We start from the raw sequence: 15,695 nt of genomic DNA on the forward strand, positions 1-15,695 counted from the left end.
AACGCCTTGACGGTGCCGCGCTCGCGCGCGCCCCGGTTCTCGTTGTTGAACGGGCCGATCATGATCACGGTGTCGCCGGCCTTCAGCCCGCCGAGCTTGACCGCCTGAGCGCCGAGTGCCCTGCCCTGCGGTTCCTGCTGCGCGCCGACATAGCCGCCGCCATAGGCCGCCACGACCTTGGGTACCGGCACGTTCTGATACATCATGCGGATCCCGGCCTTGGCGGCCTGCTCGGCGAGCGGCATGATCGAGTCGTCGCCGGGATGCCCCATCATGGCGATGCCGTCGGGCTTCGAGGCCACGGCCTCGCGGAGCTGCTGCACCATTTTCTCGACGTTCCAGCCGGAGAACACGAATTCGACCTGCGCGCCGGTGTCATTCTGCGCCTGCCTGGCGCCGTTGTAGACGATGGTGCCGAACGCGTCGCCCTCGGCGCCGCCGACGAAGAACCGGATGTGGACGTCCTTGCACCACTTGTCGCGCAGGGCCGTCGCGTCAGCGAATGCGCCGCCCAAATACGCGATCGCAACGATCGTGGCCGTCAATAGCATTTTCCTGGTCATCTCTCACTCCTCCCTCGCACGCAAAGCGCTTACCGTTCAGTCCCCGGCTTGCCACCGGTGTGTCCTTGTCTGGCCCTGAAAGGATGATGGCCGGAAGCTTAGCTCGGGTTGTCGACGAAAATCGCTCCTCCTCGGCAGTCCCGCAGGAAGTTGAGCGCGCGGACCTGGCCGGTCATTTCCAGCTCCTCACGGTAGACCGGGTCGTGCCAGCCCTCGATGTCGATCGAGCCGCGGAAGCCCGCCAGCCTGAGCTCGCTGATGATACCCGACCAGTCGCTGTCGCCGAAGCCAGGCGTTCGCATCTGCACGAACGGTATTTTCCCGAAGATGCCGTGCTCGCGGATCACGTCCCAGCGCACGGTCGCATCCTTGCCGTGGACGTGAAAGATCCTGGAGGCCCATTTGCGGATCTGAGGCAGCGGGTCGATCAAATAGACGAGCTGGTGGCACGGCTCCCATTCGAGCCCGAGATTGTCGGCGGGCACCTCGTTGAACATCAACTCCCAGGCGTCGGGATTGTGGGCGATGTTCCAGTCACCGCGTGCCCAGTTGCCGTCCATGGCGCAGTTCTCGAACGCGATCCGCACGCCCCGGTCGGCGGCGCGCTCGGCAAGCCGGCTCCAGACCTCCTTGAATCGCGGCAGGCTCTCGGTGAGCGGCTTGCCGCGGATCCGACCCGTGAAGCCCGCGACGATGTCGGTTCCGAACAGATGGGCGTTGTCGATCAGCGTTTCCCAGCCCGCGAGTGTCTGGCGGTCGAGATCGCCATCCTCCAGCGGGTTACCGAACATTCCGAGCGCCCCGACCACGACGCCGGAATCGCCGATGATCTCCTTCAACTCGGCGGCCAGCCGCTTGACGTCGATCGCGCCGATGGTCTGCCAGAAGTACGGCTGAATACTTTCAAAGCCGTGCGGCAGGATCTGACGAACATAGCTTGCGGTGTCGACGCTGTTGCACCGGACCATGGTGCCGATCCGGATATCGTGCAGCGATCTCGGCATTCCATGTCTCCCTTCAGATCTCGATCGCGACCCGGCGCCCTGTGCCGGCGCTCTCGATCGCACCGAACACCATCGCCAGGCTCTTGATATTGTCGGAGCCCCGCGTCTCGGGCTCGCGGCCGGTCCGGATGGCATCGACGAAGTCCTCGATGATGCCGAGATGGCCTCCGATCCGGTCGTTCGGGTCCAACGCCGGCACCTCGACCATCTCGGTGAGGTCGAACAGCCCGTCCCGCTCGCCGGTGGTCTGCTCGGCCATGAGCCCGTCAAAACCATCCCAGGTCAGCGCGCCGCGCTCGCAAACGATGCGCCAGCTTGACTCCCAACTGGTCTTCAGTCCCGCGGCGCACCAGCTGCCGCGATAATTGAAAATGGTACCGCCTTCCATCTCGAAGATCGCAATTGCCGAGGAGCCGCTCTTGTACCACGAGTTCACCGGCTCCCATTCGGTGCAGAATACGGTCTTCGGCGTGCCGTCGATGACGAAGCGGGCAACGTCGAAGGTGTGGATCGCCATGTCGATGAGCAGCACATGGTCGATCGCCTCGCGAAATCCGCCGAAATGCGGCGCAAGGAAGAAGTCGCAATGGATGCTGGTCGGCCGTCCCAGGGCTCCCGAGTCGAGGAACCGCCTGATGCGGCGCACGGCAGCCAGGTAGCGGCGGTTCTGCACCACCGCGTGCACCCTGCCAGAGCGGCTGGCCGCCAAAAGGATCGCTTGTGCGTCGTCGCGGTCGATGGCCATCGGCTTCTCGGTCAGCACGTGGCAGCCATGGGCGAAGGCGGTCTCGACCACTTGGCGGCGTGCCTGCGGAACGGCGACGTCGAACACGATGTCGGGCTTCGTCGCGGCGAGAATGGCGGCCAGATCGGCGCCGACCGCCGCATTGGTCATGCCATACTCCTGGGCGCGTTTTTCGGCCTGGGCGACATCGATATCGACGAGGCCGACGAGCCGCAGACCCTCGAGCTTGCGGATGGCCTCGAGCCAGGCCTGGCTCATCCGTCCGCATCCGACCAAGACGGCGGTCAGCATCGGCCTTCCTCCCGGGGACCCCGCAAGATGCGCTGCACGTCTTCTGCGTACATACCGCGCGCGGGCAAGCAGTCCCGTAAACGTTTACGAAGAAGCGTCGTTGATCTTGGCCTGCTTGTCAATCGCGTTAAGATGAAGCGGGTGGAACCGTTCGGAACGGAATCGACTCCTTGAACATTCACGACATTGCGCGGCGCCTGAACATCTCCATCGGCACCATCTCGCGCGCCCTCAATGACCGCGCCGGCGTGAGCGCGAAGACGCGCCAGCGCGTGCTCGATGCCGCGAAGCGGTATGGCTATTCGCCGAACCAGTCGGGCCGCAGCCTTCGTCGCGGTGCAACAGGCATGATCGGATTCATGGTGATCCCGAACCGGGATCGCACCACCAAGGGCGAAGCCTTCTTCATGACGATCTTCGACGGATTGCAGTCGGTTCTCGCCGCCCACGGGCTCGATCTCGTCATCCACTATTGCGGGGCGGACCAGGATCCGGAGACGCATGTGCAGCGCATCGTCGAGCGGCGCATGGTCGACGGCCTGATCATCTCGCAGACCAATCGCTCCGACCCGCGCATCGACTACCTGATCGAGAAGAAGCTACCATTCATCGCGTTCGGGCGGAGCGACACGCGCCGCGCCCACACCTGGACCGACCTCGATTTCGAGGGCGTCGCCGAGCAGAGCATCGACCTCCTCTACCGGCTCGGGCACCGCCGCATCGCGATCGCGACCGCGGCGAACGAGCTCAATTTCGGGTATCTCTACCTCGAGGCCTGCCGGGCGTCGCTGGCGCGGCACGGCATCGTGCTCACCGACGACCTGATCTTCCGCGAACCGCTGACGGAAGCCGGCGGCTACAGCCTCGGCGGTCGGCTGCTGGCACTCCGGGATCGGCCGACGGCGGTGTCGCTGGTTCAGAACACGTTGACGCTCGGGCTGTACCAGCGGCTGTCCGATGCCGGCGTCGTTCCGGGCCACGACCTTTCCATCATCGGCTTCGACCAGAGCCCGAACGGCGACTTCCTGCGGCCATCGCTGACGCAATTCCGCCTGTCCCTTACCGAACTCGGCGAATGGCTGGGCTGCCAGATCATCGCGCTGATTGAGGCGCGGCGCGCCGGTCGGCAGATCAGGCATGCGCACAAGATCTGGCCGCTCCAGATCGAGCCGGGCGAGAGCGCGCAGCCGCCGGCCCGGTGACGTCATGCACCGGCGAAGATGGCTTGCGAAAGGAGGCTTATGGCCCCGAGGCCTCGGCCGGGCGCACCTGCCGCGCTCCACCGGTGGGCTTTGGCTTGTGTTGAGCGTTGCCCTCCGAAGGCAGGTGTCAACCTAATTCGTGCTGAGAGGGAGATTGAAACAGAGTAGAAAAACAAGGACTTGCGAAGTCGGTGCCATTCACGCCAGTTTCGCGAGGACGTCGCGTAAGCAACACAGAGATGCGCCCGTAGCTCAGCTGGATAGAGCGCCACCCTCCGAAGGTGGAGGCCACACGTTCGAATCGTGTCGGGCGCGCCACTTCGGTACAAAACTGGGCACTCCAAAACCTGCCGTTTTTGCGCTGGACGCGGCGACCAGCGCAGGAGCACGCTTTTCGACCCCATGATGCGCACTTCTTTCGCGTCCACCTCGACGCGCTGGGCCAGGGCGCGGAGATGGTCGCGCCGGTAGCCGCCCGACTCGGTCCGCATCCGCCTGCGGGCCTGGCTGGCGAAGGTTTTGAGCGCTTGGGATGCTCGGCCCAGCCCGATCCAGCGCGCCCTCGGCCCGCTCTGCGTCGGCGCGGGCCTGGTCGCGGATGGACTTCAGCTCGGTCACGCGCTCCTTTAGTAGCGGATCGGAGACGTCAGCGATCCCGTTTTCGATGGCATCGTACAGCCGCTTGAGTTTGGCTTCTGCTTCGGCCGCACGCTTGCGCAATTCGGCAATATGCGTGGTTCCGCGCTCCGCGCGCTCCTTCCGGCGATGCAGGACGGCCGATAAGACTTCCTCGAGACGTTTCGGCTGCAAAAGACGGAGCTCGATGTGCTCGGCCACCACGCTGTCGAGCTTTTCCATGGGAACGGTGCGGCCCTTGCAACCGGTCTCGCCCTGCCGGGACTTGGTCGAGCAAGTGTAATACTTGTATCTCCCGCTCTTTCCGGTCCTCAGCGTCATCGCCCCGCCGCAGGCAGCGCAAAAGCAGATGCCGGTAAGGAGGGTTGGCCCGCTGACGATGCGCGGCGCGGTCAGTGCCGGGCAGCGTGTCTTGAGCAGCGTCTGCACCGCCTCGAACTCCGCGGCCTCGATGATCGACGGCACCGCCATCTCGACGATCTCGGCCTCCGGTTTGCGCTCGCGCGTTTTCCAATATTTGGTGTTGAAGCGATGACGGCCGACATACGTCGTTCGCGTCAGCACCTTGTGCACGGCATCGACGCCCCAGCGCCCGCCGTCACGGGTGCGGATGCCGGATTCGTTCAGATGCTTGACAATCGATTTGACGCCCATCGATCCCGACGAGCCGTTTCCTTCGCGCGCCAGGCGATAGATCAGCCGCACGGTCTCGGCCTGGATGGGATCGATCTCCAGTGTCTTCTTGGTGCGGTGGCCGTGCTGCTCGCTGGCTTCCACGATGCGATAGCCAATGGGTGGCAGCGCGCCGTTCAAGAAGCCTTGCCGTGCGTTCTCCTTCATCGCCCGCAGCGTATGCTTGGCATTCTCCTTGGATTGGTATTCGTCGAACAGCGCCGTGATTTGGCGGATCATGTTGCTCATTGGATCGCCGCCGAGCTCCTGGGTGATCGACACCAGCCGCACGCCGTTCTTGGCAAGCCGGCGGACATAGAACTCGAGCTGAAATTGGTCGCGGAAGAAGCGGCTGAAGCTGTGGACCAGGATCACGTCGAACGCCGGCGGTTTGACCGTCGCCGCGTCAACCATGCGCTGGAACTCCGGCCGCCGATCGTCGGTTGCGGACGCGCCTGGCTCGACATAGTCGGCGACAATCTCCCACCCGCGCGACGCGCAGTAACCCTTCGCCAGGCGGCGCTGATCCGGGATGGAGAGATCGCTCTCGGCCTGCCGTCCCGTCGAGACTCGCAGGTACAGCGCCGCCCGAGCCGTTGCAGCCATGGTGATGTCCTCTCAGCTTTTGCCAAACAACTCGTCGAACAGATCACCGAACCAGGCTTCGAAGACATCGATCTCGGTTTCGGTCACGGGCACGTCCTTCGGCCAATCGTCCGTCACGGCCCATGTTATCGAAACGCGCTTCGCTCGTCGTCGGCCACGACGCGCGGGCGCACGCGCGTAGTCATAGAGATCGTCAAGTGGCGCGCGGGTCGGCGGACTCCGTAGCCGCGATTTGTGAGCGGGGGCCATGGCGCTACTGTGGCAAGCCAGGCCAATCCACAGAACGGCCGATGTCTACGCCACGTTACGCTGGGATGCTGCGAAAGAGGCCCGCCGCTCAAGGCAGGATAAAGCACGCAAGGTGCGTGCGGTCGGTTGGTGTCGGAGGCACGAGCAAATTCCAATGACGCGGCAAACATTGCGAGATACCGGCACAACCCTGCCGTTCTCACCGATGCGCCGACGTTACAAAGCTTTAGAACACCTTGCGGTACCCAAGATGACTCAGCGGCAAATTTCCACACTGATCCTGGTCGCTCCCTTCGACACCAGCACAGATGCGCTCGCGCTAAGCGAGTAGCCATGATCGCTTGGCGGCAAAGCCGCCGGCTCAGCACCAGCCCGTCAAGGCTCGCGTTTCTCGCGACCGGCTCGCCGGCTTGCGGCCTTGACCGGCTGCCGACGAACCGGCCGAGCTCGCCCCGAGCACGCAGCTCTCGGTCGGTAGTGTCGGGTATCGTCGATAGCGGACCAGTGAGCGGACGCGGCAATCTCGACGCGAATGACCCAATCCGGACATCTCTTGCGCCCTGATCACTTACTCAAAAACAGATTGATCTCTTCGAAAAACCGAGCAGCGGCGGGTTCCTGCTTCAGAAAGAGGTGATTTCGCCCGGGAAGCGCTATGAAATGAGCACCGGGGATACCGGCCGCCATTTTACGACCCGCATCGATCGGGGCTATAAGATCGTCACGCACATGCATGACGAGCGTTGGCACCTGCACTCGCGGGAGCAACTCGCGCACATCGAAATTTCCCACGACATCAAGGTAGCGAGCCGCGATTTCAGGTGATGTAGTCTTCCGTTGAAGGTCGTTGAACCAATCAGCCTGTTCCTTAGTAGCCTCGGGAATGAACTGCGAAGTGAACATTTGCCGGAATGCCGGATCATCCATCCCCCAACCGAGCCGCATCAAAGTTCCCATCGCCTTTCGCTTCTCTTGCTCCGCTGGTGATCGCTTGTGGCCCCCCAGCGCAAAGCCACCATACAGGATCAGGTGAGAAAGGCGCTCCGGATGCCGCGCGGCATAAGCAACGGAAATGGCGCAACCTTGGGAGACGCCAAGAAGCGGAAAGCGCTCCATCCCAATGGTATCGACCACGGTTTCTAAATCACTGACCCATGCTTCGAGGGAAAGCTCATCGACATCCCAATCTGAAAGCCCGTTGCCTCGTGCGTCGTATCGAACCAGGGTGTGATTTCTCGCCAATCCCTCGAGCAAATGATGCCAGATCGGGCTCTCCCAGTCGTATTCAAGGTGGTTCAGCCAGTTCGCCGTCTTGACTAGAGGTGAACCCTGCCCCACGGTTGCATAGGCAAGGCGCACCCCATCGCGCGCTCGGCAGTATTTAATCTCCTGCGTCATGCTAACGGAACCGAAGTTGACCGAATAGACTTCGACGGGCTTCGCGATGTTCTTGAGGTTCCGAAGCCCCAGCTTCTCGCAGGTAAACGATAGTTTTTCGAGCAAGTGATCGCGCGCTTGGCGCGAAATGAAAATTCCGCCCGGTTCGGCGATACCCTCAAGCCGTGCGGCGATGTTCACGCCATCGCCGTAAATATCGTCATCGTCAATGATGATGTCGCCGAGGTTTATGCCAACCCGAAATTCGATCCGCCTATCGACACTTAACCTAGCGTTCCGCTCGCTCATGCCGCGTTGCACTTCCACGGCACATCGTACCGCGTCAACTACGGACGCGAACTCGACCAACATGCCGTCCCCGGTCGTCTTGACGATACGGCCTCGATGTTCTTCGATTTTGGGATCGACCAGCGCTTGCCGATGCCCCTTCAATTGAGCGAGCGTGCCTTCCTCATCAATGCCCATGAGACGGCTGTAGCCGGCCACATCCGCAGCCACAATCGCTGCAAGCCTGCGCTCCATGATGCATCCTCCAACAGGCGTCCCCCGGGGAACGCAAAGCATTCTCAGGATGACCAGGATTTGCACCGCCGTGATAAGTAGAGCACCAAACATTGGTAAGGGGGCAACTCGCCCGCTTCTGGTGCCCGAGCAATCGCGCGGACGATTGAAGTAGCATAGCGCTTTCAGGAACGGCCAGCGAGCGCAAAGTGAGCGGTTCGTGTCTCCCTTCTGGCCCGTCGCATCCTTTCGTTGCCACGCAGTAAGCAGGTCGCTTTCGGGGAAAGGCAGACATCAAACGACAGGCGAAGCCCGCAGAGTCGGTCGAAAATGACCCCTTCCAGACATGGGCCTCGCGGGCCTGAGCCCTCAGCCGATGACCCCGCAATTTACCGATCCCCGCACTTGCACTAGGCTCTAATGCATAGGGCCATGCGCGCGATGTTACGTCTCGGCCAAAAGGGGAAAAGTCATGCCCGAACCGAACACCCAGTATGCCTGGAGTGATGCCGACGCCTATCAGGCATTCATGGGTCGCTGGAGTGAGCTCCTCGCTCCGATATTCATCGACTTCACCGGTATAGCCCCGGGCGCGCGTGTGCTCGACGTCGCTTGCGGGACCGGCGTGTTGTCGAAAGCCCTGGCGGAAGCAGGTGCGAGTGTTATCGGCGTTGATGCCTCAGCAGGATACCTGGCCGGCGCGCGTAGTCATAGGACTCACGCCAATATCACTTACCAGGATGGCGACATTCGCCGGATGCAGTTCACCGACAACTCCTTCGATGCAGCCGTTTCGACGCTCGCACTGGATGTGCTCCCAGAGATCGAGCAAGTGGTTTCCGAGATGAACCGCGTCACGCGCACCGGCGGCATTGTAGCCTCGGCCGTGCATCAGTTCCTCGGTGGCATGACCGCGTTCGACCTCGTGATCAACACAGCGGCCGTTCTCGATGCCAGCATCCGCGAAGTGCGAGACGCTCGGGCGGGCCGTCAGCAATTCTGGCCGGATGGGCAGGCGGCGCTGTGGCGGAAGATGGGCCTAGTAGATGTTGCGGAGATTCCTGTCGTCGTAGATTGCGAGTATCCGTCATTCGCCGATTATTGGGCAACGTTTACGAGCGGTCAGGGCATCGTCTCTAGGTATCTGATGGCTCTCTCGGACGACGTGCAGAGAACAGTGCAGGAGCATGTTCGTGGCGGATATCTGCTTGGCCGGCCGGACGGGCCACGGTCCTTCCCCATGATGTTCCGCGCGGTGCGAGGGATGGTGCCGAACTGACGGCGAGACCGATCGGGTAGTACGCGCTCAAAAGAGCGCGGTCGCCAGACTTGCGGTACAGACGCCCGCGACATTCGAACTTGTCATCGATCTCAAAGCCGCAAGCGCTCAGTGCCACCATCCACAGGCAATCCCTACCTGCCGCAACCGCCATTGCCCGAAGTGCCAGGGTGCGGCATCACGCCAATGGCTGGCCGACCGCGAAGCGGAGCTGTTGCCGGTGCCATACTTCCACGTTGTGTACACGCTGCCGAGCGAGCTGCGCGACATCGCCTACCAGAACAAGCGCGTGGTCTATGACCTGCTGATGAAGGCGGCGGCCGAGACGACGCTCACCATCGCCGCTGATCCCAAGCGCCTCGGCGCACGGATCGGTGTCACGGCCGTGTTGCACACCTGGGGCTCGGCGCTCACCCATCATCCGCACGTGCACATGATCGTGCCGGGTGGCGGGCTCTCGCTCGACAGCGCACGATGGGTCGCCGCACGCGCCGACTTCCTCGTCCACGTCAACGTGCTGGCGCGTCTGTTCCGCGGCAAGATGCTGGCGATGCTCATGGAGGCGCACGACACCAACCAGCTGACGTTCTTCAACACCCATGCCAGGCTTGCCGACAAGAGAACGTTCAAGCGCTTCATCGCCCCGCTGCGGCGCATCAAGTGGGTGGTCTATTGCAAGGCGCCGTTCGCAGGCCCCGAGCAGGTGCTGCGCTATCTCTCTCGTTACACCCATCGGGTTGAAGAAGAACCGCAGCACCGTCACGGTCGTATTGATGGTTGGCGGCTGAACGCCGGTCTCGGTCAGATGCAGCTGGAACGCACGCAACTCTTCGGCCGTCGCAGTATCGGGGGACCGGCCCAGGAAGGCCGTCAGCTTCTTGACAGCTCGGATGTAGTCGCGTTGCGTATCGGGCGTGAACCGACGCAAGCTCATGTCGTCGAGCATGCGTTGGCGCAGCGGGCTGATGGGCTTCTCGCTCATTGGGGCTCCTGTCTTGAGGTTGGAGTGCTGGAACCCCTCGATCCTCAAGACGGAGCACCCGCTTCGTCATCCGTGCTCAATCAACGTGGTTACCACCCTCAAAGCACGCCGCCAGTCTCGTGCCGCCTTCTCCCGCGCGAGCGGGTTCGTTCTTTGGCCCCAAGCGGCGGTTGGGGAACGCCTGGTATTCCGCCGCTGTTAAGGGATAACCAGACATCTGGCGAACCGGTCGCGACCGGCGCTCTTGATTCCGAAGCCGACCTTCGCGATCAAGCCACCAGCGTCCGAACCGCCGGCCGCTAGCCTCGACCAGAAAGACAAACGCGCCCGACACGCCACCTGTCGGGGGTCTGACGGCAGCGTCGGCGGCTTTTCCCAGCACGGCCGTCTCCGCCGCGTGCGCGGCATGCTGTTGTGGTCAGACGACGTTTCTGCGTCTACACTGAGCGTAGGAGCAAAAGACCGTGCCTGCTTTGCAGTGATGCTCTTCCCCTGTACGATCGCGCCAAGGAGACTGGCACTTAGCGGTCGCTACACCAAGGGAGGATTTTCATGCGTCGCAACATTATCGCCGCGCTCGCACTCATGGTGTGGGGAGCGGGGCTGCCCGCCGCCGCGGTCGCTCAGCAAGCGGTGAGGCTCGGTGTTCTCAACGACCAGACGGGACTGTACGCGGATCTGACTGGCATGGGCTCGGTCCACGCCGCACGCATGGCGGTCGAGGATTACGGCGGCAACGTACTGGACCGACCGATCGAAATCATTTTCGCCGACCACCAGAACAAGCCCGACATCGGCGCCAACATCGCGCGGCAATGGATCGAGACCGAGGGCGTCAACGTCATCCTCGACATTCCCAACTCGGCTGTCGGGCTCGCCGTGCGCGAGGTGACGCGCACGCACAACGCCATCGACATCAACACCGGCGCCGCCACCTCGGATCTCACGGGAAAGTCTTGTTCGCCGCACGGCGTGCACTGGAGCTTCGACACCTACGGCCTTGCGGCGACGATCGGCCAGGCGTTGGTGAAGCAGGGTGGTGATACCTGGTTTTTCATCACCGCCGACTACGCATTCGGGCATGCCCTCGAGCGCGATACTTCGGCGTTCGTCGTGGCCGCCGGCGGCAAGGTGGTGGGGTCCGTGCGGCATCCGCTTAATACCGCTGACTTCTCGTCCTATCTGCTGCAGGCGCAAGCTTCGAAGGCGAAGATCGTCGCTCTCTCGAACGCCGGCGGTGACACCATTAACGCGATCAAACAGGCCGCGGAATTCGGCCTGAGCCGCAGCGGCGACCAACGCGTCGCTGCGCTGCTGCTGCAGTTTCCTGACACCCACGCGCTTGGCCTCGAAGCGGCGCAGGGCCTGACTGCGGCCGAGACATTCTTCTGGGACCTCGACGATGCGACCCGCACCTGGACCAAACGCTTCCTCGTCCGCAACAACGGGAAGCCGCCTAGCATGATCCATGCCGGGACCTACGGCGCGACATTGCACTACCTCAAGGCGGTGGCGGCAGCCGGCACGACCGACGCCGACAAGGTTGTTGCGAAGATGAAGGAACTTCCGATCGATGACTTCTACACCAGGGGCACGGTACGCGAGGACGGGCGTGTGATGCGGCCGTATTATCTGCTGCAGGTGAAGAAGCCCTCGGAATCCAAATATCACTTCGATTATCTCAAGCTGCTCGCAACGGTACCAGCCGAGGACGCGGCGCGCCCGCTGAGCAAGAGCGAGTGCCCGATGGTGAAGCACGGCTGAGTGGGCGGCGGCGATGCGTCGAGGGCCCGCACGCCGGTCGGACGTTCGCTCTCACCAATTACGTCAATAGGGCGAGCCGACGAAGCTTCAGTGTCGTTGCGCCGTCGTCCTGGGGTGGCCGCGCGTGCGGGCCTCGAAGGCGGCGCCCAGTCGAGGGAATGGATTCCGGGTTTGCCTTGCGCTTCGCTCCGGTGCCCTGGAAGGACCGGCTCGACCCAGCGGCTCGGGGATGACCGCTTCTGTGCAGGTTTTTGGATGCCGGCACGACGAGACCCACCGCTTGCTGAGCTGACCGGCGTCCAAAAAGCGCCAAGATGGCGGCGCGGGAGGCCGAACTGCTGCCGCTCGCCTATTTCCATGTCGTCTTCACGCTGCCGTCGGCGATCGGCGACATCGCCTACCACAACAAGGCGGTGATCTACGACCTGCTGTTCAAGGCTGCGGCGGAGACGATGCTCACCATCGCCGCAGATCGCAAGCATCTCGGTGCGCGCATCGGCATCACCGCGGTGCTGCACACCTGGGGCTCGGCAATGACGCATCAGCCGCACATCCATATGATCGTGCGCTCGCGCACAAGGTCAGCGACGAAGTGGTCGCGGCCTATCGGCGCCCGATCTTCTTCGACCTGCGCAAGCGGATGATGGAGGACTGGGCTGACTGTTGCGCCCGAACTTCCAGCAGCGTGGACACACTCGTGGCGTTCCGGGCGCAGTCATGAAGCTGGAGAAGCAATGCCGAGTTCTCGATGAAGAGCGACTGGCGATCCTTGAGGCTGTGCGTTCTCCGTTGCCAGACGCCATTGATCTCGCCGCTGCGATTAACGAGCTGGAAGACTAAGCGAGCGTCCATCACTGCCTCGGCAGACCTACCGGCAGCGGTTCAAGGGAATAGCTCCCGTTTCACAGAAGGCCTTTAAGCGATCGGCCCCTTCACACCCGCGACCGACATCGCATCTTTCCGATTGTCAGTCTCGGTGAAAACCGGGGTAGGTTTTGACCGAAACCCACGAGTTGCTGACGGAGTAGATTTAAAGCCTGTCGTCGCAACCACTCTCTTATAACTCGATCGCCGTCTTCGGCTCAACCGCCGGGGCGAGTGTTGGGGAATCAACGAATCGAGGGGGCAATGGAGCTGCTCCAGCGGCGTACAGCCCTCCAATGCATCCAGAGAAGGAGCGGGCCGTCCATTTGCAACGAAGAAGTTAAATTAACGCGGCACGCCAAAACCGTTTCGGTTCGCGCATATCGTTTCTCAAGCGCAAGGGAACGCTAAGTGGTCGGGCCTTTCTTGCCAGGAAACCGGTTGGTCAATCATCCGCTTCCAAGCGGCCCGACGTTCGCCAGTCCGCAACACGAAAGCTGGTCTAGAACGACGCCCAGCGTCCGTAGTCGTACGGGAGTCCGATCGTTGAAGGTCTCGCGCAATTGTAAGGCCTGAAGATATCAGCTCGGTCGACGGAGTGCTCCGAATCCTGCATACAGAATCGTCATGGATGGGTCCTGATGGGCCTTGAGGTAGCCTAATGTGGGTCAGGATTGGCAGAAGTGAGCAGGCAGCCGAGGCTGGACGAGGTTTGAACAGGGGGCGAAGCGTTGACACGACACAACCGTTGCCAGGATCGGGGTAAGGTGCAGGCACCCACGACAGCCGCACCGCCCCCAGCCGAGACCGGTGATTTTGGTTCGTGCATGCGCGTCGAGCTTGAGCGGCGCTTGGCGGCGACGCCGGCGATGATGCATTCCATTGACACGCAAGGCCGGTTGATTTCGGTAAGCGATGCGTGGCTTACCAAACTCGGCTACACGCGCGAAGAGGTGTTGGGACGTCCCTCTGCCGAGTTCCTCACCGCAGAATCGCGGGAACATGCTTTGCGTGTCGTGCTCCCCGAGTTCTTCCGCACCGGCTGCTGCGAGAACGTGCAGTATCAAATGGTGCGCAAGGACGGTACCGTCGTTGACGTTTTACTTTCTGGCGTGCTCGACGATTTGCCCACGGGCCCCGTATCGCTCGCCGTAATGACCGACGTGACGGCACTTAAACAGGCTCGACAAGAGCTTGCCGAAAGGGAGGCGCGCTATCGCTTCCTTGTCGACAATTCAATCGACATGATTTTCGAACTCGACCTCAGCCTCACCCGACGATACGTGTCCCCCGCCTCCAGGGAAATTATCGGCTTCGCGCCGGAGGAGCTGCTTGGCCGGCAGCCAATCATGATGATCCATCCGGAGGAGGTGGACTTGGTGCAGTCGACTTACCAGGCCGTGATCAACGGCCAAGATCGGGCGTCGGTCACCAACAGGATCCAACATCGCGATGGTGGATGGGTATGGGTAGAGGCGGAGCTGCGCTTGATGCGCGATGCCAACACCGGCAAGCCAAGTGGAATTCTTGGCGCGCTCAGAGATATATCATGGCGCAAGGCGGCGGAGGCGGCTGCTCGTGAGCAAGCCGAGCAGGCCGCAAAGGCCAAAAGCGACTTTCTCGCAAACATAAGTCACGAGCTGCGCACGCCGCTCACTGCGATAATCGGCATTTCAGAGATGCTACTTGGCGAAACGCGGATGAGCCGTGAAGCCAACAAGCAACGGCACTTTCTTGAACTGCAGCGAAACGCGGGCAGAAACCTGCTCAACATCATCAACGATATACTTGACCTGTCGAAGATAGAGGCCGGCCAAGTTGCGATCGCGGTAAAGCCATTCCACATACATGATCTCATCGGAGGGTGCGTCGACCTAATGTCTCGGCAGGCGGCGGACAAATCCCTGGAGTTGTCGGCCGAGCTTGATCCGAGGGTGCCACATCATGTGCGGGGTGACGAGACGCGGCTGCGGCAGGTTTTGTTGAACTTGCTGTCGAATAGCGTGAAATTCACGGAAGCGGGGAGCATCAAGCTATGCGTCGAGCCTGACGGACAGGCTCTCGACACCATTCGATTCTTAGTTTCTGACACCGGAATTGGCATTGACACTTCCCGCAACGAATGGATTTTTGAACGCTTCACTCAGGTTGACAGCTCCTCAACCCGGAGATACGGCGGCACCGGTCTTGGCTTAGCCATCTCGAAGGGGCTGGTGGAAATTATGGGTGGCACGCTCGAAGTTCGAAGCCAACCCGGTAGAGGGGCGACATTCTTCTTTTCGCTGCGATTGTTGGATGCAGAGATGCCGGTTACGGGTATTCCGGAGCTGGTTATCCGCTCCCCCGCGAACTACCGGATCTTGTTGGCGGAGGACAATGTCACGAGTCGTGAGCTGATAGCCGCCGTACTGCGGCACGCCGGGCACGATGTCACTAGCGTCGATGATGGCCGCGCCGCAATCGAGGCGGTGACGAAGGCGTCCTTCAACCTCGTTTTGATGGACGTACAAATGCCCGTTATGGACGGCCTCAATGCAACGCGCGCCATACGGAGATTACGCTCCGAAATGGCCGACGTCCCCATCATCGCGTTGACCGCCAGCGCATTCCCCGTGGAGGCAGGCCGTTGCCTTTCCGCAGGCATGAACGCATACATCACCAAGCCAGTCGACTGGGAGGCGCTCTATGCGACTATGGACCGCCTGGCCGGCGAGCAAATGCAGGGGACGCATGCGCCGTCGGCCCTAGGTGCGTCAGTAAGGCGCGTGAAGGCAGCTATTCTGGACCATGCCCGACTTGCCGATCTCCGTCGCAAAATGGGAGATCGCAGCGTCGTCAACTTACTCCTTGGGCTCAAAGCCGAAATCCTGAATAGTTTTGAAGGCGAGGAGTCAGGTCCAGATTTGCTCTGCGACATTGAAAGAGCTGCCCATAGCGTC

General features: G+C 61.9%; 9 protein-coding genes, 1 tRNA gene and 4 pseudogenes. 8 read left to right on the forward strand and 6 right to left on the reverse strand.

Annotated features, from left to right (window positions below):
* From JOZ76_RS21745 to JOZ76_RS21755, 3 genes are all read right to left on the reverse strand, one after another.
* Positions 1 to 563, reverse strand: a 563-nt coding sequence (locus tag JOZ76_RS21745) for a substrate-binding domain-containing protein (protein ID WP_291701719.1), incomplete at its 3' end; no start/stop codon positions are given.
* A gap of 98 nt (positions 564 to 661) precedes the next feature.
* Entirely contained in the window at positions 662 to 1,567 is a 906-nt protein-coding gene (locus tag JOZ76_RS21750) for a sugar phosphate isomerase/epimerase family protein (RefSeq protein WP_291701721.1), read from the reverse strand.
* A 13-nt stretch (positions 1,568 to 1,580) separates the two neighbouring features.
* Entirely contained in the window at positions 1,581 to 2,603 is a 1,023-nt protein-coding gene (locus JOZ76_RS21755) for a Gfo/Idh/MocA family protein (RefSeq protein WP_291701723.1), read from the reverse strand.
* A 170-nt stretch (positions 2,604 to 2,773) separates the two neighbouring features.
* Here JOZ76_RS21755 and JOZ76_RS21760 point away from each other — a divergent pair, with 170 nt between their 5' ends.
* Complete coding sequence (locus JOZ76_RS21760; RefSeq protein WP_291701725.1) at positions 2,774 to 3,805, forward strand: LacI family DNA-binding transcriptional regulator; 1,032 nt, start codon at positions 2,774 to 2,776, stop codon at positions 3,803 to 3,805.
* A 241-nt stretch (positions 3,806 to 4,046) separates the two neighbouring features.
* Positions 4,047 to 4,123: transfer RNA gene (locus tag JOZ76_RS21765), tRNA-Arg, on the forward strand.
* Between the two features lie 564 nt (positions 4,124 to 4,687).
* Here JOZ76_RS21765 and JOZ76_RS38315 read toward each other — a convergent pair.
* Together JOZ76_RS38315 and JOZ76_RS21775 are read right to left on the reverse strand one after the other, a co-directional pair.
* A pseudogene (locus JOZ76_RS38315) lies at positions 4,688 to 5,719 on the reverse strand (recombinase family protein); the annotation flags it as partial.
* An 813-nt stretch (positions 5,720 to 6,532) separates the two neighbouring features.
* Positions 6,533 to 7,888 carry an alpha/beta fold hydrolase gene (locus JOZ76_RS21775; protein WP_291701727.1) on the reverse strand — a complete coding sequence of 452 codons (1,356 nt, stop codon included), beginning with the start codon at positions 7,886 to 7,888 and terminating at the stop codon, positions 6,533 to 6,535.
* A 451-nt stretch (positions 7,889 to 8,339) separates the two neighbouring features.
* On the opposite strand from JOZ76_RS21775, the gene JOZ76_RS21780 reads away from it, so the two are divergent.
* Positions 8,340 to 9,146: a class I SAM-dependent methyltransferase gene (locus JOZ76_RS21780; protein WP_291701729.1), complete on the forward strand. Its 807-nt coding sequence runs from the start codon at positions 8,340 to 8,342 to the stop codon at positions 9,144 to 9,146.
* Positions 9,147 to 9,273: 127 nt separating this feature from the next.
* Positions 9,274 to 9,885 (forward strand): annotated as a pseudogene (locus JOZ76_RS21785) (IS91 family transposase); the annotation flags it as partial.
* Positions 9,886 to 9,942: 57 nt separating this feature from the next.
* On the opposite strand, the pseudogene JOZ76_RS21790 reads toward JOZ76_RS21785, so the two are convergent.
* Positions 9,943 to 10,128, reverse strand: a pseudogene (locus JOZ76_RS21790) (phage integrase N-terminal SAM-like domain-containing protein); the annotation flags it as partial.
* Between the two features lie 552 nt (positions 10,129 to 10,680).
* Between JOZ76_RS21790 and JOZ76_RS21795 the strand changes: the two are divergent.
* The 4 genes and pseudogenes from JOZ76_RS21795 to JOZ76_RS21810 form a co-directional block, all read left to right on the forward strand.
* Complete coding sequence (locus tag JOZ76_RS21795; RefSeq protein ID WP_291701731.1) at positions 10,681 to 11,892, forward strand: ABC transporter substrate-binding protein; 1,212 nt, start codon at positions 10,681 to 10,683, stop codon at positions 11,890 to 11,892.
* Between the two features lie 323 nt (positions 11,893 to 12,215).
* Positions 12,216 to 12,458: pseudogene (locus tag JOZ76_RS21800) on the forward strand (transposase); the annotation flags it as partial.
* A gap of 151 nt (positions 12,459 to 12,609) precedes the next feature.
* The gene (locus tag JOZ76_RS21805; protein WP_291701733.1) at positions 12,610 to 12,732 is read left to right on the forward strand and encodes a hypothetical protein; all 123 of its coding nucleotides are present in this window, start codon (positions 12,610 to 12,612) and stop codon (positions 12,730 to 12,732) included.
* 851 nt (positions 12,733 to 13,583) lie between these two features.
* The coding region (locus JOZ76_RS21810; protein ID WP_291701735.1) for a PAS domain S-box protein at positions 13,584 to 15,695 on the forward strand (2,112 nt) is incomplete at its 3' end.

Origin of the sequence: Bradyrhizobium sp. (genome assembly GCF_019244115.1) — a bacterium.
Lineage (GTDB): Bacteria > Pseudomonadota > Alphaproteobacteria > Rhizobiales > Xanthobacteraceae > Bradyrhizobium.